This window comes from Mycobacterium sp. Soil_C_30 (genome assembly GCF_057656995.1).
The window spans coordinates 15,151-32,939 of the sequence record NZ_JBDGJH010000019.1 but is presented as its reverse complement, the minus strand read 5'-3'; the positions used below and the strand labels follow the sequence as shown (position 1 = coordinate 32,939).

The 17,789-nt window shown below is 67.9% G+C and carries 18 protein-coding genes; 15 read left to right on the top strand and 3 right to left on the bottom strand.

Translation table 11 applies throughout. From position 1 onward, the window contains the following. The first annotated feature begins 67 nt into the window (after positions 1-67). Positions 68-256 (top strand): hypothetical protein, encoded by a 189-nt coding sequence (locus AC3A6P_RS27170; protein ID WP_487695239.1) that lies wholly within the window; start codon positions 68-70, stop codon positions 254-256. Positions 257-432: 176 nt separating this feature from the next. On the opposite strand, the gene AC3A6P_RS27165 is transcribed toward AC3A6P_RS27170, so the two are convergent. After that, a complete protein-coding gene (locus tag AC3A6P_RS27165) occupies positions 433-732 on the bottom strand; it encodes a hypothetical protein (protein ID WP_487695238.1) in 300 nt (99 codons plus the stop codon). Continuing rightward, positions 729-1,106 (bottom strand): TetR/AcrR family transcriptional regulator, encoded by a 378-nt coding sequence (locus AC3A6P_RS27160; protein ID WP_487695237.1) that lies wholly within the window; start codon positions 1,104-1,106, stop codon positions 729-731. The genes AC3A6P_RS27165 and AC3A6P_RS27160 overlap by 4 nt, the downstream gene beginning before the upstream one ends. Before the next feature lie 246 nt (positions 1,107-1,352). Here AC3A6P_RS27160 and AC3A6P_RS27155 point away from each other — a divergent pair, with 246 nt between their 5' ends. Next, a complete protein-coding gene (locus AC3A6P_RS27155; protein WP_487695236.1) occupies positions 1,353-2,453 on the top strand; it encodes an MFS transporter in 1,101 nt (366 codons plus the stop codon). Positions 2,454-2,463: 10 nt separating this feature from the next. Here AC3A6P_RS27155 and AC3A6P_RS27150 read toward each other — a convergent pair whose 3' ends face one another. Continuing rightward, positions 2,464-3,060 (bottom strand): TetR/AcrR family transcriptional regulator, encoded by a 597-nt coding sequence (locus AC3A6P_RS27150; RefSeq protein WP_487695235.1) that lies wholly within the window; start codon positions 3,058-3,060, stop codon positions 2,464-2,466. Positions 3,061-3,191: 131 nt separating this feature from the next. On the opposite strand from AC3A6P_RS27150, the gene AC3A6P_RS27145 reads away from it, so the two are divergent. The 13 genes from AC3A6P_RS27145 to AC3A6P_RS27085 all read left to right on the top strand — a co-directional run bounded on the left by AC3A6P_RS27145 (position 3,192) and on the right by AC3A6P_RS27085 (position 17,720). Continuing rightward, positions 3,192-4,286 carry an FAD-dependent monooxygenase gene (locus AC3A6P_RS27145; RefSeq protein WP_487695234.1) on the top strand — a complete coding sequence of 365 codons (1,095 nt, stop codon included), beginning with the start codon at positions 3,192-3,194 and terminating at the stop codon, positions 4,284-4,286. Then, entirely contained in the window at positions 4,283-5,659 is a 1,377-nt protein-coding gene (locus tag AC3A6P_RS27140; RefSeq protein ID WP_487695232.1) for an MFS transporter, read from the top strand. The genes AC3A6P_RS27145 and AC3A6P_RS27140 overlap by 4 nt, the downstream gene beginning before the upstream one ends. Before the next feature lie 68 nt (positions 5,660-5,727). Then, a complete protein-coding gene (locus tag AC3A6P_RS27135; RefSeq protein ID WP_487695231.1) occupies positions 5,728-6,576 on the top strand; it encodes an adenylate/guanylate cyclase domain-containing protein in 849 nt (282 codons plus the stop codon). Between the two features lie 206 nt (positions 6,577-6,782). Continuing rightward, on the top strand, positions 6,783-6,926 hold the full coding sequence (locus tag AC3A6P_RS27130) for a hypothetical protein (RefSeq protein ID WP_487695229.1): 144 nt from the start codon (positions 6,783-6,785) through the stop codon (positions 6,924-6,926). Between the two features lie 187 nt (positions 6,927-7,113). Continuing rightward, positions 7,114-8,154, top strand: coding sequence for a phenylalanine--tRNA ligase subunit alpha (pheS, locus tag AC3A6P_RS27125; RefSeq protein WP_487695384.1), 1,041 nt, complete (start codon positions 7,114-7,116; stop codon positions 8,152-8,154). Then, positions 8,154-10,643 (top strand): phenylalanine--tRNA ligase subunit beta, encoded by a 2,490-nt coding sequence (gene pheT / locus AC3A6P_RS27120; RefSeq protein WP_487695227.1) that lies wholly within the window; start codon positions 8,154-8,156, stop codon positions 10,641-10,643. The genes pheS and pheT overlap by 1 nt, the downstream gene beginning before the upstream one ends. A 56-nt stretch (positions 10,644-10,699) precedes the next feature. After that, positions 10,700-11,737: an N-acetyl-gamma-glutamyl-phosphate reductase gene (gene argC / locus AC3A6P_RS27115; RefSeq protein WP_487695226.1), complete on the top strand. Its 1,038-nt coding sequence runs from the start codon at positions 10,700-10,702 to the stop codon at positions 11,735-11,737. Then, the gene (argJ, locus tag AC3A6P_RS27110) at positions 11,734-12,966 is read left to right on the top strand and encodes a bifunctional glutamate N-acetyltransferase/amino-acid acetyltransferase ArgJ (RefSeq protein ID WP_487695224.1); all 1,233 of its coding nucleotides are present in this window, start codon (positions 11,734-11,736) and stop codon (positions 12,964-12,966) included. The genes argC and argJ overlap by 4 nt, the downstream gene beginning before the upstream one ends. Next, positions 12,963-13,904, top strand: coding sequence for an acetylglutamate kinase (gene argB / locus AC3A6P_RS27105; RefSeq protein ID WP_487695222.1), 942 nt, complete (start codon positions 12,963-12,965; stop codon positions 13,902-13,904). The genes argJ and argB overlap by 4 nt, the downstream gene beginning before the upstream one ends. Next, entirely contained in the window at positions 13,901-15,082 is a 1,182-nt protein-coding gene (locus AC3A6P_RS27100; protein WP_487695221.1) for an acetylornithine transaminase, read from the top strand. The genes argB and AC3A6P_RS27100 overlap by 4 nt, the downstream gene beginning before the upstream one ends. Continuing rightward, the gene (gene argF, locus AC3A6P_RS27095; RefSeq protein ID WP_487695219.1) at positions 15,082-16,020 is read left to right on the top strand and encodes an ornithine carbamoyltransferase; all 939 of its coding nucleotides are present in this window, start codon (positions 15,082-15,084) and stop codon (positions 16,018-16,020) included. The genes AC3A6P_RS27100 and argF overlap by 1 nt, the downstream gene beginning before the upstream one ends. Further along, on the top strand, positions 16,017-16,496 hold the full coding sequence (locus AC3A6P_RS27090; RefSeq protein WP_487695218.1) for an arginine repressor: 480 nt from the start codon (positions 16,017-16,019) through the stop codon (positions 16,494-16,496). Before argF ends, AC3A6P_RS27090 begins: the two co-directional genes overlap by 4 nt. A 24-nt stretch (positions 16,497-16,520) precedes the next feature. After that, entirely contained in the window at positions 16,521-17,720 is a 1,200-nt protein-coding gene (locus AC3A6P_RS27085; protein WP_487695217.1) for an argininosuccinate synthase, read from the top strand. Positions 17,721-17,789 lie beyond the last annotated feature (69 nt).

Genomic DNA, 17,789 nt, shown 5'->3' with positions numbered 1-17,789 from the left:
TCAGTTCGTCCGCAGGAGGGTCGGCTGATTGGTTTCTGTAAAGCCTCCTGATGGGGCACAAGTCTTGTTGAGCACCGACGCCTTGGGCGTCGGCTCCAGACATCGTCGCGCCCGCGAGATCAGCACGGTGGTGCTCGACGCGACGTTGTCCGTCGCCGCCGGCAAGACCGTGGCGCTCGTCGGACAATCCGGTTCGGGTAAAACGGCGACCTGGCACAGGGCACAGATCCCGGGTTGTTGGCCCGATATCTGCTGACCGTCGGAAACGGCATCGCCGTTCAGGCGGCAGGGGGCGTGAGCCGTAAGGAATTACAGGCTGTGGCCGACGGCGCACTTCGGCACTGGCCACCCTTCTGATTCTCGGGTCTGATCAGCCTGCGCCGACGGCGTTGTTGATCACTCGGACCACCTCATGCGGATCCTCGACGGTGATCACGAGGCGATCGAGCGTTCTGCGGCGTTCAGCGTGATCACGATTGCGCGGTCGTAGCCCGAGATGTTCCAGAATTGCCTCTTTCCATCCGCATGGAAGGTGCCCGACAGTTTGCCGGGAAGCCCTAGACCGGGCCCGCGCCACCCTTTGGGCTCATCCCTCATGCCCGGATCGTGGGTTGCTCCCCGCACGTTGTGGAGCGGGACCTGCACGCGGCGCGTGAAAGACCAGAGCTTGTTCAGTCCCACCGGCTCGATCACGAGATGCTCTCCGGTGACGGTTACTCGGTTGATGCTCATACCGATCTCCTATCGTTGCGTATTCCTGCGCGGACCAGTAATCGGCGGCCCAGTTGTTCTTCGGTGACGCCGGCTTCCTCGAGGAGCGCCACCACCCGTTCACGAACACGCGGGTCGTCGGGGGCGAGTTCGAGCAGTGCGATCAGGACGACGTCGAGCCGATCGGCCGGATCCGTACTCGGGGGCGCGACGGCTTCCAGAACGCGCAGGAACAGGCCGTGTTTACTCCCGAATGCCCCGTAGAGGCTGCCTCGATGCACACCAGTTGCCTCGACAAGGTGATCGATGGACGTAGCGGCGTATCCGCGCTGGCGAAACGCCGCCGCTGCGGCGTTCAGGGCGCTCGTCTCATCGAACTGACGTGGGCGGCCCATGGTTTGAGAATAGTCATTCAAGAACGATTGGTCAAAAACTATTGCGTACCCACGTGCCTTGGCAACTGTCGAAGGAAACAGCGCGCGGACTCTCGGTCGGCCATGACGCCGCGTCGGGCCGCGCGCACGGCGTAGTCGGCGGCAGCCATACTCGAGGTCCATTCGCTGTCGCCGCGGCGGCGGCCTGGACGCGCGCCGCGGCATCGATGCCATCGGAGGCAAATGCGGCACTCGTACAACACACTCGTGTCAGCGGGAACGATGCTGATCGCGTGCTGCTACGGATTCGCCCGGTTCGCCTACGGGTTGTTCACGCCGACGTTGATCGACGAGTTCGCATTGACGCCGGCACTGGTCGGGGCGATCGGATCCGGCAGTTACATCGGGTACTGCATCGCCATTGTGGTGAGCACCGTCCTCACCAGACGGAAAGGGGCGAGGTATACCGCGGTGACAGCGGGAGTCGTTGCCACGTGCGGGCTTTCCGTCGTCGCGACGGCGCCCTCCACCTTTGTGCTCTTCGTCGGTGTGGTGGTCGCCGGGAGCAGCACGGGCCTTGCGTCACCGCCGCTTGCGGCCGCGGTGAACCGCTGGGTCGACTCGAGCCGCAGGGATCGAACTCAGACCGTGGTCAATGCCGGCACCGGAGTGGGGGTCATCCTCTCCGCGCCGATTGCGTTGTTGTTGTTCGGCCACTGGCGTTTGGCCTGGGCCGTCATGGCTGTGATCTCGGCCGCCGTGACGATGCTTGTGTTTCGGGCGATCCCGCCATCGGCAGACAGCACCGAGCGCGCAGCGCCGCGCCCCGGTTGGCGACCCGGTGCGCTGGGTTTGGTCGCAGCTTCGGTGCTGGTCGGTATCGGGAGTGTGGCCGTCTGGACATTCGGACGTGAGATGACCGCCGGCCTGGGGTCCACGTTGTCCGTCCTGGCGTGGGCGGTGCTCGGCGCTGCCGGGATCGCGGGTGCCTTCAGCGGTGATGTCGCCCGGCGGGTCGGCCTCACTGTCGCCTGGCGCATCGCCCTCACCATGATGGTCGGTGCGACTCTGGCGTACGCAGCGTTCGCCACCAATGGCATTGCTGTGGTGGCCGCGGCCGCGACATTCGGGTCGGCCTACATCGCCCTCACCGGTCTGGTACTGCTGTGGGCGGTCCGTGTCTATCCCGACAGCACGGCATTCGGGGTGGGGATGGCATTCCTTGCGATTGCTGTCGGGCAGGCCCTCGGCGCCCCGGCGGTCGGGTTCTTCGCCGGCGCCACCTCCGACGCCGCCGCCTTCGTCATTTCTGCTGCGGTGGGTGCCGTGGCACTGGCCGTCGCGCCGGCCCGGGAATCGTCCGGCTGACCCAGCGCGCTCAGCCCTTTGATGCGGTGGCCCGAAGCCCGGCGAGCACCACGGTGACGATACGCTCCGCATCGGCACGGGTGAAGGCGCGGACTCCGCGATTGACGATCAGATGTACTGGCCCGGAGATCATTTCGCCGAGAAAGGCGCTGTCGACGGGCGGGAGCTCACCTCGGTCGACGGCCGCATCCACCCGTTGCTGCATGGCGGCCACCCGCTGGTCCAGCACCTTGCTCAGCGCCTGGACGGCCGAGGGCTGATCGGCCGCTTGAAGGGCTCGTTCGAGTGTCTGCCCGAAAGGTGTCTGCAAGCCGTCGGCGAGGGCGACCAGAAAGTCGACCAGATCCGACTGGATGTCGCCGGTGTCGGCGACGGACGCGAGGTCACGGGCGTAGGTAAGCAGGGCTTCGACCACCAATTCTTCGCGGTCGGGCCAGTTGCGGTAGACGCTGGCCTTGTGGACGCCGGCACGTCCGGCGACCTCCTCGTAACGGAATCCAGCGATACCGTCGCGTGCGACGAGTTCGGCTGTCGCAGCCAGGATCTGGGATCGGACCCGCGCAGTGCGACCACCTGGACGTCGGGTGGCGGACTGGTCCTCGGCCATGGCCCCGCTTGCCTCCTGTGTTCTGCCCCGGTGCCGATTGTCGTCACGTCCGGCGTCGCGGTGCAAACCAATGGTGTACCGTGCCATTAAAGCGACAGATAGTCGCTTTAGGGAGAAACTCGGGCGGTTCCATGGAAATTCTCGTGTCGGGCGCGGGTATCGCGGGGCTGGCGTGTGCACTCGAATTCGGCACCCGCGGCCACCACGTCACCGTTGTCGAACGCGCCCACCACCTCCGGCTCTCCGGTACGCCCATCGATATCCGAGGCGATGCGATCGCGGTGGTGGACACCATGGGGCTGCTTGCCGAAATCCGGGATCGACGGGTCCGGATGTCCGAGCGCACCTACTTCGTCGACGGCCGCGGCGAGCCCGTGGCGCCGCTGCCGCTCGCCGAAGTCAGCGACTCCGAGGATGACATCGAGTTGCTCCGCGAGGACCTTGTACGCATCCTGGCCGACGCGGTCCCGGACAGCGTGCAGATCCGCTTCGGCGACTCGATCGTGGCGCTGGCCGAAGACGGTGATGCGCGTTTCGCCTCCGGCCGAGCCCGGCGATATCACCTGGTGATCGGGGCCGACGGGCAACACTCGGTGGTGCGCAGGCTGGTATTCGGACCTGACCACCATTGCCTCCGCCATCTCGGGGTGTACTTCGCCCTCGCCGATCTTCCCGCCCAGGCGGACACCGATGGCGTCAACAGGATCCACAACGTGCCAGGAAAGATGGCCGGAGTCTTCCGATACGGTGGCAAGACCGTCGCTGTGTTCCAGTTTCTTTCGGCACCAATCGATTACGATCATCACGACATCGACTCCCAGAGACAGATTCTCGTCGACGCCTTCGCCGGTCACCGCTCGTGGCGCATTCCCGAGTTGCTCGAAGCGGCGTGCACGGATCCGAATTTCTACCTCGCCGGCGCGAGTCAGGTGCGCCTACCGTCCTGGCACCGCGGCCGTGTGGTCCTCGTCGGTGACGCGGGATACTGCGCCTCATTCCTGTCCGGGCGAGGCACCTCTCTTGCCCTCACCGGCGCCCGTCTGCTCGCCGAAGAACTCGGCCAGCTCTCCGCGGGAGAACTCGGCGACGAACCCGCGCGCTACGAGTCTCGGCAGCGCCCGTACGTGGCCCACGCGCAGGGTCGTGTCGAGAGCGGGCGTGCCCGCATGCTGCCCACCACGTGGGCTGCCATCAGCGCGCGTAACAAGGCGCTGCAGGCACTGTGAAGGATTCGCGCCTCATCGTGTGGGCCGCTGTTCTCACCCTTGCCAACGTGCTGGCCGACGTCGCCATCGGGTCGCCGATGATGGTCCTGCCGCAACTGATGGAGCATTTCGACACCGATCAGGCCGCCTGGCTCAATGCCAGCGCGATGCTGGCGGGGGCGCTCTGGTCACCGCTGCTCGCAAGAGCGGCCGACCTCTGCGGAAAGCGCCGGATCCTGCTCAGCACACTGGTTCTCGCATGCGCAGGTGCACTGCTGTGTCTCGTCGCCCCGAACATCTGGGTATTCCTGATGGGCCGGCTCCTGCAAGGTGCCGCATTCGCCGCGATCTTCATCACGGTGGCCCTCGTCCTGCAGATCTGCACGCCGCCGGTGGCGATGACCATGGTGGGGATCGTGACCTCGGGTTCGTCGGTGGTCGGCATCTTCGAGCCATTCCTGATGAAGCCTGCCATCGATGCATTCGGCTACCGCAGCGTGTTCCTGGTGGCGGCGCTGCTGGCTGCGGCCGCGGCGATCTGCGTGCGCGCCTTCATCCCGGAGTCGCCCGTCCGTGGTGACGGCCGCATCGACATCGCGGGGGCGGTCCTGCTCGGTGGCGGTCTCGGTTCTGTGCTCGCTTACGTCAGCCTCGGCAGTGATGTCGGCTGGCTGGATACGGGGATGATCGCGCTGCTGGCGGCCGGTGTGAGCGCGCTGGCCGGTTGGGTGCTCGTTGCGCTTCGCGTCGACCAACCGATCATCGACCTACGGGGCTTGACTCGACCGATCCTGTTGACGCTGCTGGCTCTGGTGCTGGCCGCGGGCGCGTTCAGGAGCATGCTTCAACTGACCAGCATTGTCGCCCAGGTATCGCCCCACCTGGGGCTCGGCTACGGGCTGGGCGACGGTGGCGCGGTCGCGCTGCTGCTTGCCGCACCCAACCTCGGCATCGCCGTCGGCGGCACCTGCGCCGGATGGATCGCGGGCCGGATGGGGCCGCGAGCCCCGCTGCTCGGCGGCATCGCCATTGGGGCGGTGGCGACGTTCGCAATGGTGGTGGGAACAACGGTGCTGCCGTTGGCGATCGCCTGCGGCACCCTGATGGGTGTGGCCGCCGGCGCGATCGGCGCCTCCGGCTACAGCTTGGCGACCAGCCTGGAAGCGCCAGAACGGCAGGGCATGATCGCCGGACTGGTTTCCGTCGTACTCGCGCTCGGTTCCGTGATCGTCAACGTCGCCGGAGGCGAGATACTCAAGGCCACCCAGATTCCCGGTACTGCGGTGAGCACGGCCACGGGAATTCACAGCTATGTCCTGATGGCCGGGCTACTGTTCGTCTTTGCGGCCATTCCCGTACTTCGGTTGCAGCGCGGACGTGAACTGGCCTTTTGATGCCCGGCGGCAAACGCCGCGGCTACCCTCGTTGCCCGGTTCCGGCGGTCACACATACTGTTTCCCACATGGAGCCCGAGGGCGGTCAGGACCGGCAGGAGCCGGCCCAGCGCGTCGCCGCATGGTTCAAGGACACCAACTCCAACCCAGGTGTGGTGGGCTTCATCCGCCGGGCACGCCGCGCCCTGCCGGGCGACCCGGACTTCGGTGACCCGCTGTCCATGGCCGGCGACGGTGGTCCGCGCGCCGCCGCCCGGGCCGCCGACCGGCTGCTCGGTGCGCGCGATGCCGCCACCCGGGAGGTCAGCCTGGCCGGTTTGCAGGTGTGGCAGGCGCTGACCGAGCGGGTGTCCCGCAAACCGGCCAACCCCGAGGTGACCATCGTCTTCACCGATCTCGTGGGTTTCTCGGAGTGGTCTCTGCAAGCCGGTGACGATCTGACCTTGCGGATGCTGCGGCTGGTGTCGGCCGCGGTGGAACCGCCGCTGCTGGATCGCGGTGGGCACATCGTCAAACGGATGGGCGACGGGCTGATGGCCGTCTTCCGTGATCCCGTCGTTGCGGTCACCGCGGTGCTGGCCGCCCGTGACGCCGTGAAAACCGTTGAGGTGGACGGTTATACGCCCCGCATCCGGGTCGGGCTGCACACCGGCAGGCCGCAGCGGCTCGGCGCCGACTGGCTGGGCGTCGACGTCAACATCGCCGCCCGGGTGATGGAACGCGCCGTCCGCGGCGGGGTGATGGTCTCCGGTTCCACGCTGGACCTGATAGACCCGGCCGAGTTCGAGGCACTGGGGGTCACCGCTCGCCGGGCCCGCAGGCAGATGTTCGCCGCCAAGCCCAGCGGGGTGCCCGCCGACCTGGCGATGTACCAATTGCGGTCCAAACGCGACGGCGACGACGAGGACGAGCGCTAGCCGGAAGTAGTCGGCTCGGTCACAGTCCTGCGCAGATGTGTGCTGGCTCAAATGTGTTGGGGTGTACGCAAACTCACACCGCGAAAGTTGTTTTACGCAGAATTAACAGAGACGATGGTGGCGTTGGAACAAGCGGTATCCCGTAGTCCAACACCGAGCGTCATCAAGGTCCCGCTGATCCGGGACCGATCGAGGAGAAGAACCGCATGTCCATCACTCAGTACCGCGCGTCGCGCCGGCGCGCCAAGGAAGTCCGTCGTCTCTACGCGCGGATCAACGACCTCCCGGACTCCACCGTCCGCGAAGAGCTGCTCGCGATCGCCCAACGGCACGAATTCGGAGATCGCTGACGCCGAAAGCGTCGCCATACGAAGAGCCGGTGACCCATGGGGTCGCCGGCTCTGCTGCTTCCCGGGACGCCTCGAGCACGGTGCGAGGGTGGCGCGGGTGCATCGCCTATGATCGGCACTTGCGTTTGTGCTGGAAACCAACTCTGAGGAGCCGCGTCGCGTGGGTGAAGAACCCCAGGTCGGAGACCTGGCCCAGGTCCCCGATCTCACTGAGGAGACCCTGACCAAGGCGGTCAGCGCGGCTGGCCACGCCTTCAGTCTGGCCACTGACCTGGACGGCCTGGCCCGCGCCAAGACCGAGCATCTGGGCGACAAGTCGCCGTTGGCGCTGGCCCGTCAAGCCTTGGGTGCGCTGCCCAAGGCCGACCGCGCCGACGCCGGCAAGCGGGTCAACGTCGCGCGCGCGGCGGCCCAGCAGCTCTACGACGACCGGTTGGCTGCCCTGCGTGCCGAGCGCGATGCCGCTGTCCTGGTGGCCGAGCGCATCGACGTGACGCTGCCGTCGACTCGGCAACCCACCGGCGCACGTCACCCCATCACGATCCTGGCCGAGCACATCGCCGACACGTTCGTTGCGATGGGCTGGGAACTGGCCGAGGGGCCCGAGGTGGAGACCGAACAATTCAACTTCGACGCGCTGAACTTCCCGCCCGACCACCCGGCGCGCAGCGAGTCCGACACCTTCCACATCGCGCCGGAGGGCTCCCGCCAGCTGCTGCGCACCCACACCTCGCCGGTGCAGGTTCGGGCGCTGCTGGAGCGTGAGCTGCCGGTGTACATCATCTCGATCGGCCGGACGTTCCGGACCGACGAGCTCGATTCCACCCACACCCCGGTCTTTCACCAGGTCGAGGGGCTGGCCGTGGACCGCGGCCTGACGATGGCCAACCTCAAAGGCACGCTGGACGCGTTTGCCCGCTCCGAGTTCGGGCCCGAGGCGCGCACCCGGATCCGGCCACACTTCTTCCCCTTCACCGAACCGTCCGCGGAAGTGGACGTCTGGTTTGCGGGTAAAAAAGGAGGCCCCGGCTGGGTGGAATGGGGCGGCTGCGGCATGGTGAACCCCAACGTTCTGCGCGCCGCCGGGATCAACCCCGAGGTGTACAGCGGCTTCGCCTTCGGTATGGGCCTGGAGCGCACCCTGCAATTCCGCAACGGCATCCCCGATATGCGAGACATGGTCGAAGGTGACGTGCGGTTCTCCCTGCCGTTCGGGGTCGGTGCCTGATGAAACTGCCGTACAGCTGGTTGCGTGAAGTGGTCTCTGCCGGGGCACCTGGCTGGGACGTCTCTGCCGAGGAACTCGAACAGGCGCTGATCCGCATCGGTCATGAGGTCGAGGGCGTCCTCACCCTGGGGCCCGTGACCGGTCCGCTGACCGTCGGCCGGGTCGCCGAGATCGAGGAACTCACCGAATTCAAGAAACCGATAAGGGCCTGCAAGGTCGATGTCGGTGAACCCGAGTTACGCGACATCGTATGCGGCGCACGCAATTTCGTGGTCGGCGACACCGTGGTGGTGGCGCTGCCCGGGACGACGCTGCCCGGCGACTTCCAGATCGCCAAGCGCAAGACCTACGGCCGTGTCTCCGACGGCATGATCTGCTCCGCAGCCGAACTGGGTATGGGGGCCGACCATTCCGGCATCCTGGTGCTGCCTCCGGGTACCGCCGAGCCGGGGGAGTCGGCCTACGACCTGCTCGGGCTCGACGACGTGGTGTTCGATCTGGCAATCACCCCGGACCGCGGCTACGGACTGTCGGTGCGCGGCATTGCCCGCGAAATCGCCTGCGCGTTCGACCTGGAGTTCGTCGACCCGGCCGACGTGGAACCGCTGCCCGTCGAAGGTGAGGCGTGGCCGCTGACCGTCCAGCCCGGCACCGGCGTGAGCCGCTTCGCGCTGCGCCCGGTCACCGGGATCGACCAGCACGCGCTGTCGCCGTGGTGGATGCGACGACGCCTGCTGCTGTCCGGTATCCGGCCCATCTCGCCCGCCGTCGACGTCACCAACTACGTCATGATCGAACTCGGGCACCCCATGCACGCCCACGACCGCAAACGCATCAACGGCGGCTTCGAAGTCCGCTTCGCGCGGCCGGGGGAGACGGTGGTCACCCTCGACGACATCGAACGCAAGCTCGACCCGGGTGACGTGTTGATCGTCGACGACGTGGCCACGGCTGCCATCGGCGGCATCATGGGCGCGGGCACCACCGAGATCAACGACGACTCCACCGACATCCTGCTGGAAGCAGCGGTGTGGGATCCGGCCACCGTGTCGCGCACGCAGCGCCGGCTACACCTGGTCAGCGAGGCGGGCCGTCGCTACGAGCGGGCCGTCGACCCGGCGATCTCCGTCGCCGCGATCGACCGCTGCTCGCGCCTGCTCGCCGAAATTGCAGGCGGCACAATCGAACCCACGCTCACCGACTGGCGGGGTGATCCGCCGCGGGAGGACTGGTCGCCCACCCCGGTGCGGATGGCCGCCGACCTGCCGGACCGTACCGCCGGGGTGGACTACCCCGAGGGTGCCACCGTCCACCGGCTGACACAGATCGGCGCGAAAGTGACCGTCGACGAACGCAACGTCTTGACGGTGACACCGCCGAGCTGGCGGCCCGACCTGGTGCAGCCCGCCGACCTGGTGGAGGAGGTGCTGCGGCTCGAAGGACTGGACGTCATCCCGTCGGTGCTGCCCACCGCGCCCGCCGGCCGCGGTCTGACCGCCGGGCAGAAGCGTCGCCGTGCCGTCGGGAAATCGCTGGCCCTGTCGGGGTACGTGGAGATCCTGCCGACGCCGTTCCTGCCGGCCGGGGTGTTCGACACCTGGGGGTTGCCGGCCGATGATCCGCGGCGCTCCACCACCCGGGTGCTCAACCCGCTGGAAGCCGACCGGCCGCACCTGGCCACCACGTTGTTGCCGGGTCTGCTGGAAGCGTTGTCCCGCAACGTTTCCCGTGGTGCCGTCGACACCGCACTGTTCGCGATCGCCCAAGTGGTGCATCCGACCGAGCAGACGCGCGCCGTCGAGTTGATCCCGACCGACCGTCGGCCCACCGACGAGGAGATCGCCGGTCTGGACGCGTCGCTGCCGCTGCAGCCGCAGCACGTGGGGGTCGTCTTGTCGGGGCTGCGGGAACCTCGCGGTCCCTGGGGTGCCGGGCGCCCCGTCGAGGCGGCCGATGCCTTCGAGGCGGTACGCGTGATCGCGCGCGCGGCCGGTGTCGAGGTCACGCTTCGGCCGGCTGCGCTGCTGCCGTGGCATCCGGGCCGCTGCGCCGAGGTGTTCGTCGGCGACGTGAGCGTCGGCCATGCCGGGCAGCTGCATCCGGCGGTGATCGAACGGGCCGGCCTGCCGAAGGGCACCTGCGCGGCCGAGTTGAATCTCAGCGCGATCCCGATCGCCGAGGCGCTGCCCGCCCCGCGGGTGTCGCCGTTCCCGGCGGTGTTCCAGGACATCAGCTTGGTGGTCGATGCCGATGTCGCCGCCCAGACGGTGATCGACGCCGTCCGCGACGGTGCCGGCGAGCTGCTGGAAGCGGTGCAGCTGTTCGACGTCTACACCGGGCCGCAGGTCGGCGAGCAGCGCAAGTCGCTGGCCTTGGCGCTGCGATTCCGTGCCCCCGACCGCACGCTCACCGAAGACGAAGCAAGTGCTGCCCGCGACGCCGCCGTGGCCGCAGCGGCGGCGAGTGTCGGCGCCACCATGCGCGCCTAGATCCACTTGGGTTAATTCATTTGCATATCGGTGCATAAAGATGCAAAGATCCGTGTATGCCCAAGACATTGGCGTTGGCGGGTGCCAGCGGATATGCCGGTGGTGAGATCCTTCGACTCCTGCTGGGACACCCGGCCGTCGCCGACGGCCGGCTGAGCATCGGTGCACTGACGGCAGCCGCCTCCGCGGGAACCACCCTCGGTGAGCACCACCCGCACCTGTTGCCGCTGGCCGACCGCGTGCTGCAGCCCACCGAACTCGACGTGCTGACCGGACACGACATCGTGTTCCTGGCCCTTCCGCACGGCCACTCCGGTGCCATTGCCGAACAACTCGGCCCCGACACCGTGGTCATCGACTGCGGTGCCGACTTCCGGCTCACCGACGCGGCGGCCTGGAAGCGGTTCTACGGCTCCGACCACGCCGGCAGCTGGCCGTACGGACTGCCCGAGCTGCCTGGCGCCCGGGATGCGCTGCGCGGCGCATCCCGCATCGCGGTGCCCGGCTGCTACCCGACCGCCGCGCTGCTGGCACTGCTGCCCGCCGTGGCCGCAGACCTCGTGGAACCCGCGGTCACCGTCGTCGCCGTCAGTGGCACCTCCGGCGCCGGTCGCGCCGCCAAGGTGGATCTGCTGGGCTCGGAGGTGATCGGCTCGGCGCGCGCCTACAACATCGGCGGCGTTCACCGGCACACCCCCGAGATCGCGCAGGGGCTGCGAGCCGTCACCGACAAACCCGTCACCGTGTCGTTCACGCCGGTGCTCATCCCCACCTCGCGCGGAATCCTGGCCACCTGCACCGCGCGAACTGCCGCACCGGTGTCGGAACTGCGCGCCGCCTACGAGAAGGCTTATGGGACAGAGCCGTTCGTGCACCTGCTGCCGGAGGGGCAGCTGCCGAAGACCGGTTCGGTGATCGGCAGCAACGCCGCGCAGATCGCGGTCGCCGTCGATGAAGATGCGAGGACACTGGTCGCGGTGTGCGCCATCGACAACCTGACGAAAGGCACCGGTGGCGCGGCGGTGCAGTCGATGAACCTGGCGCTGGGCTGGCCGGAAACCGAAGGACTGTCAACTGTGGGGGTGGCACCATGACCGAGATTCTCAAAGGACGGGGATCTGTCGACACAACGCGGCTCGTGCGGACACAGGGGGTCACCGCGCCCGCGGGCTTCCGCGGCGCCGGAATCGCCGCGGGGATCAAAGCCTCGGGCAAGCTGGACCTGGCCCTGGTGTTCAACGAAGGCCCCGACCACGCCGCAGCGGGTGTGTTCACCCGCAACCAGGTCAAGGCCGCTCCGGTGCAGTGGAGCCGGCAGGTGCTCACCACCGGACGGCTGCGGGCCGTCATCCTGAACTCCGGCGGCGCCAACGCCTGCACCGGGCCGGGCGGGTTCCAGGACACCCACACCACTGCCGAGGCCGTCGCGGCCGCACTGTCGGCATGGGGTACCGAGACCGGCGCCATCGAGGTCGCGGTGTGTTCCACAGGCCTCATCGGTGACCGGCTGCCCATGGACAAGGTGCTGGCCGGTGTGCAGGAGATCGTCCACGAGATGGCCGGTGGGCTCTCCGGCGGTGACGAAGCCGCGCGCGCCATCATGACCACCGACACCGTGCCCAAACAGGTTGCGCTGCACCATGCCGACAACTGGACCGTGGGCGGAATGGCCAAGGGCGCTGGCATGCTGGCGCCGTCGCTGGCCACCATGCTGTGCGTCATCACCACCGACGCGGTGGCCGACGCCGAGGCCTTGAACACCGCGCTCACGCGTGCCGCCGCCAGGACGTTCGACCGCCTCGACATCGACGGCAGTTGCTCCACCAACGACACCGTGCTGCTGCTGGCCTCCGGCGCCAGCGAGATCACCCCGTCCCAGGAGCAACTCGACGCCGCCGTCCTGGCCGTCTGTGACGATCTGTGCGCACAGTTGCAGTCCGACGCCGAAGGCGTCACCAAGCGGATCACCATCACCGTGTCCGGTGCCGCCAGCGAAGACGACGCGCTGGTGGCCGCCCGGGTGATCGCCCGCGACAGCCTGGTCAAGACTGCGCTGTTCGGCTCCGATCCGAACTGGGGCCGAGTGCTTGCCGCCGTGGGCATGGCACCGGTGACGCTGGACCCCAACCGGATCTCGGTGTCCTTCAACGGCTCCGACGTGTGCGTCGACGGTGCGGGCGCGCCAGGCGCGCGCGAGGTCGACCTGTCCGGCGACGAGATCACCGTGCGGGTGGACCTCGGTGCCGGCGATGCCGAGGCTTCGATCCGGACCACCGACCTGTCGCACGCTTACGTCGAAGAGAACTCGGCCTACAGTTCATGACCGAGGTAGTCCCCACCCGGGCCAAGGCGCAGGTCCTCGCCGGCGCGCTGCCGTGGCTCAAGCAGCTGCACGGCAAGATCGTCGTCGTGAAATACGGCGGCAACGCCATGACCGATGACAACCTCAAACGGGCGTTCGCCGACGACATGGTGTTTTTGCGCAACTGCGGAATCCACCCCGTGGTGGTACACGGTGGCGGTCCGCAGATCTCGGCGATGCTGAAACGCCTTGGCATTGCCGGAGATTTCAAGGGCGGCTTCCGGGTCACCACGCCCGAGGTGCTCGACGTCGCCCGCATGGTGCTGTTCGGTCAGGTGGGCCGTGAACTGGTAGGGCTGATCAACTCCCACGGCCCCTATGCCGTCGGAATCACCGGTGAAGACGCACAGCTCTTCACCGCCGTTCGCCGCAGCGTCAACGTCGACGGCGTCGCCACCGACATCGGGCTGGTGGGCGACGTGCAGACGGTCGACACCGCCGCGGTAGTCGACCTCATCGGCGCGGGCCGGATTCCGGTGGTGTCCACCATCGCCCCCGACGTCGTCGGCATCGTGCACAACATCAACGCCGACACCGCCGCCGCGGCCCTGGCCGAAGCGTTGGGGGCCGAGAAGCTGTTGATGCTCACCGACGTCGAAGGTCTCTACACCGACTGGCCGGACCGCACGTCGCTGGTCACCGAGATCGACACCGACACGCTCACAACCCTGCTACCGAGCCTGGAATCCGGCATGGTGCCCAAGATCGAGGCGTGCCTGCGCGCCGTCAACGGCGGCGTGCCGAGCGCGCATGTGATCGACGGTCGGGTGGAGCACTGTGTCATCGCGGAGCTGTTCACCGATGAAGGAACCGGAACCAAGGTGGTGCCGACGCCGAAGCCGGAGCGAGGGACGAGCTCCGGTGAGGAGTCGGACGAGGAAGGCGTGGTGCCCGCATGAGTGAAACACAAGCGCTGCAGGACCGTTGGCAGAGCGTGATGATGAACAACTACGGCACCCCGCCGCTGGCACTGGCCAGTGGTGACGGCGCCGTCGTCACAGACCCCGACGGCAGGACCTACCTCGACCTGCTCGGCGGAATCGCGGTGAACCTCCTGGGCCACCGGCACCCCGCGGTGATCGAAGCCGTCACCACCCAGCTCAACACGCTGGGGCACGTCTCCAATCTGTATGCCACCGAACCCGGTATCGCGCTGGCAGAACAACTGGTAGCGCACCTCGGTGCGCCGGCGCGCGCGTTCTTCTGCAATTCCGGCGCCGAGGCCAACGAGGTGGCGTTCAAGATCACCCGGCTCACCGGACGCACGAAAGTGGTTGCCGCCGAAGGGGCTTTCCACGGACGCACCATGGGATCGTTGGCGCTGACCGGCCAGCCGGCCAAGCGGGCGCCGTTCGAACCGCTACCCGGCGATGTCACCCACGTGCCCTACGGCGACGTCGAGGCGCTGCGCAACGCCGTCGACACCGACACCGCCGCGGTGTTCCTGGAACCCATCATGGGGGAGGGCGGCGTCGTCGTGCCACCCCCCGGCTATCTGTCCGCGGCACGCGAGATCACCACCGCCGCAGGAGCTCTGCTGGTCCTCGACGAGGTGCAGACCGGGGTCGGCCGCACCGGGGCGTTCTTCGCGCATCACCACGACGGCGTCACCCCCGATGTGGTGACCCTGGCCAAGGGGCTGGGCGGCGGACTGCCGATCGGTGCCTGCCTGGCCATCGGACCCACCGCCGATCTGCTGACCCCGGGCCTGCACGGCAGCACGTTCGGCGGCAACCCGGTGTGCACGGCGGCGGCGCTGGCGGTGCTGCGCGCCCTGGCCGATGACGACCTGATCGCCCGGGCCGGTGCGCTGGGCAAGACGCTGAGCCACGGTGTGGAAGCACTGAATCACCCACTGGTGGACCATGTTCGGGGTAGAGGTCTGTTGATCGGTATCGTGCTGACCGAGGAGAAGGCCAAAGCCGCCGAGACGGCCGCGCGTGAGGCCGGGTTCCTGGTCAACGCCGCGGCCCCGAACGTGGTCCGGTTGGCGCCGCCGCTGATCCTCACCGATGCGCAGGCCGACCACTTCCTCACCGCGCTGCCCACCGTGCTCGACACCGCAAAGGACTCTTGATGACCATCCGGCACTTCCTGCGGGACGACGACCTGACGCCGCAGGAGCAGGCGGAAGTCCTGGCGCTGGCCGCCGATCTCAAACACTCGCCGATGAGCCGCCGCCCGCTGGAAGGGCCGCGGGGGGTGGCGGTGATCTTCGAGAAGAACTCCACCCGCACCCGGTTCTCCTTCGAGATGGGCATCGCCCAACTCGGCGGGCACGCCGTCGTCGTCGATGGCCGCAGCACGCAGCTGGGTCGCGAGGAGACCCTCGAGGACACCGGACAGGTGCTCTCGCGCTACGTCGACGCCATCGTGTGGCGCACCTTCGCCCAGGAACGGCTGACGTCGATGGCGGCCGGGTCGACGGTGCCGATCATCAACGCGCTCTCCGATGAGTTCCACCCCTGCCAGGTGCTGGCCGATCTGCAGACCCTGGTGGAACGGAAGGGCTCCCTGAAGGGCCTGCGGATGACGTACTTCGGTGACGGGGCCAACAACATGGCGCACTCGCTGATGCTGGGCGGTGTCACGGCGGGCATCGACGTGACGATCGCCGCGCCGCGGGGCTTCGAGCCGCACGCCGCGTTCGTCGCCGCGGCACGCCAGCGGTCCGAGCAGACCGGCGCCGCGGTCACCCTCACGTCTGACCCGGTGGCCGCCGCCACCGGCGCCGACGTGCTGGTCACCGACACCTGGACATCGATGGGGCAGGAGAACGACGGCCTGGACCGGGTACGTCCATTCCGGCCGTTCCAGGTGAACTCCGAACTGCTGGGCCACGCCGACCCCGAAGCCGTTGTGCTGCACTGCCTTCCGGCGCATCGCGGGCACGAGGTCACCGACGACGTGCTCGACGGTCCGCAGAGTGCGGTGTGGGACGAGGCGGAGAACCGACTGCACGCGCAGAAGGCGCTGCTGGTCTGGCTGCTGGAGTACCGCGGGACTGCGCGATGACGTCTGCGACCACCCGGGCCGGCAGGCAGGCGCGGATCGTGACGTTGCTGTCGTCACGGTCGGTGCGCAGTCAGAGCGAGCTGGCCGGGCTGCTGGCCGCCGAGGGCATCGAGGTCACCCAGGCCACGCTGTCGCGTGACCTGGAGGAGCTGGGCGCGGTGAAGCTGCGCGGCGCCGATGGCGGCGTCGGTGCGTACGTCGTCCCCGAAGACGGCAGCCCCGTGCGCGGCGTCAGCGGCGGCACCGAACGCGTCACCCGGTTGCTCAGTGACCTGCTGGTGTCCACCGACGCCAGCGGGAATCTCGCGGTGCTGCGTACCCCACCCGGCGCCGCCCACTACCTGGCCAGTGCCATCGACCGCGCGTCGCTACCGTATGTCGTCGGCACCATCGCCGGTGATGACACCATCTTCGTGATGGCCCGGGAACCCATGACCGGCGCCGAACTGGCCGCCACCTTCGAAAACCTGCAGTAAGAGAAGAGAGAGAAGGAACAACACATGTCCGATCGCGTCATCTTGGCGTACTCCGGCGGTCTGGACACTTCGGTGGCCATCAGCTGGATCGGCAAGGAGACCGGCCGTGAGGTCGTCGCCGTGGCCATCGACCTGGGCCAGGGCGGTGAGGACATGGAGGTCGTGCGGCAGCGCGCACTGGATTGCGGCGCCGTCGAGGCCGTCGTGGTCGATGCCCGCGACGAGTTCGCCGACGAGTACTGCCTGCCCACCATCCAGTCCAACGCGCTCTACATGGACCGCTATCCGCTGGTGTCGGCGATCAGCCGACCGCTGATCGTCAAGCACCTGGTGGCCGCCGCTCGCGAGCACAACGGCGGCATCGTCGCCCACGGCTGCACCGGCAAGGGCAACGACCAGGTGCGCTTCGAGGTCGGATTCGCCTCGCTGGCACCCGATCTCGAGGTGCTCGCGCCGGTCCGCGACTACGCCTGGACCCGGGAGAAGGCCATCGCCTTCGCCGAGGAGAACGCCATCCCGATCAACGTCACCAAACGTTCACCGTTCTCGATCGACCAGAACGTGTGGGGCCGCGCAGTGGAAACCGGCTTCCTCGAACACCTGTGGAACGCGCCGACCAAGGACGTCTACGACTACACCGAAGACCCCACGGTCAACTGGAGCAGCCCCGATGAGGTGATCGTCGGCTTCGACAAGGGTGTCCCGGTCTCCATCGACGGTCGTCCGGTCAGCGTGCTGGAAGCCATCGTCGAGCTGAACCGCCGCGCCGGCGCCCAGGGTGTGGGTCGTCTCGATGTGGTGGAGGACCGGCTGGTCGGTATCAAGAGCCGCGAGATCTACGAGGCCCCCGGCGCGATGGTGCTCATCACCGCGCACACCGAACTCGAGCATGTCACCCTCGAACGCGAGCTCGGACGCTACAAGCGTGGTACCGACCAGAAGTGGGGCGAGCTGGTGTACGACGGCCTGTGGTACTCGCCGCTGAAGCGGGCGCTGGAGTCGTTCGTCGCGCACACCCAGGAGCACGTCACCGGCGAGATCCGGCTGGTACTGCACGGCGGGCACATCGCGGTCAACGGCCGTCGCAGCCCCACCAGCCTGTACGACTTCAACCTGGCCACCTACGACGAGGGCGACAGCTTCGACCAGTCCAGCGCCAAAGGCTTCGTCCATGTGCACGGCCTGTCGTCCAAGATCTCGGCCAAGCGCGACCTCGGCCTGTAAACAAACTGGCCGAGCGCGCGTGTTCGTACAGCGACACGCCGCTTTTGACGTACGAACACGCGCGCTCGC

Excerpts from the sequence above, each read along its gene's own strand:
- AC3A6P_RS27165 (WP_487695238.1), bottom strand. The coding sequence starts at position 732 with ATGAGCATCAACCGAGTAACCGTCACCGGAGAGCATCTCGTGATCGAG.
- AC3A6P_RS27160 (WP_487695237.1), bottom strand. The coding sequence starts at position 1,106 with ATGGGCCGCCCACGTCAGTTCGATGAGACGAGCGCCCTGAACGCCGCA.
- AC3A6P_RS27150 (WP_487695235.1), bottom strand. The coding sequence starts at position 3,060 with ATGGCCGAGGACCAGTCCGCCACCCGACGTCCAGGTGGTCGCACTGCG.
- AC3A6P_RS27145 (WP_487695234.1), top strand. The coding sequence starts at position 3,192 with ATGGAAATTCTCGTGTCGGGCGCGGGTATCGCGGGGCTGGCGTGTGCA.
- AC3A6P_RS27135 (WP_487695231.1), top strand. The coding sequence starts at position 5,728 with ATGGAGCCCGAGGGCGGTCAGGACCGGCAGGAGCCGGCCCAGCGCGTC.
- AC3A6P_RS27130 (WP_487695229.1), top strand. The coding sequence starts at position 6,783 with ATGTCCATCACTCAGTACCGCGCGTCGCGCCGGCGCGCCAAGGAAGTC.
- pheT (WP_487695227.1), top strand. The coding sequence starts at position 8,154 with ATGAAACTGCCGTACAGCTGGTTGCGTGAAGTGGTCTCTGCCGGGGCA.
- argC (WP_487695226.1), top strand. The coding sequence starts at position 10,700 with ATGCCCAAGACATTGGCGTTGGCGGGTGCCAGCGGATATGCCGGTGGT.
- argJ (WP_487695224.1), top strand. The coding sequence starts at position 11,734 with ATGACCGAGATTCTCAAAGGACGGGGATCTGTCGACACAACGCGGCTC.
- argB (WP_487695222.1), top strand. The coding sequence starts at position 12,963 with ATGACCGAGGTAGTCCCCACCCGGGCCAAGGCGCAGGTCCTCGCCGGC.
- AC3A6P_RS27100 (WP_487695221.1), top strand. The coding sequence starts at position 13,901 with ATGAGTGAAACACAAGCGCTGCAGGACCGTTGGCAGAGCGTGATGATG.
- argF (WP_487695219.1), top strand. The coding sequence starts at position 15,082 with ATGACCATCCGGCACTTCCTGCGGGACGACGACCTGACGCCGCAGGAG.
- AC3A6P_RS27090 (WP_487695218.1), top strand. The coding sequence starts at position 16,017 with ATGACGTCTGCGACCACCCGGGCCGGCAGGCAGGCGCGGATCGTGACG.
- AC3A6P_RS27085 (WP_487695217.1), top strand. The coding sequence starts at position 16,521 with ATGTCCGATCGCGTCATCTTGGCGTACTCCGGCGGTCTGGACACTTCG.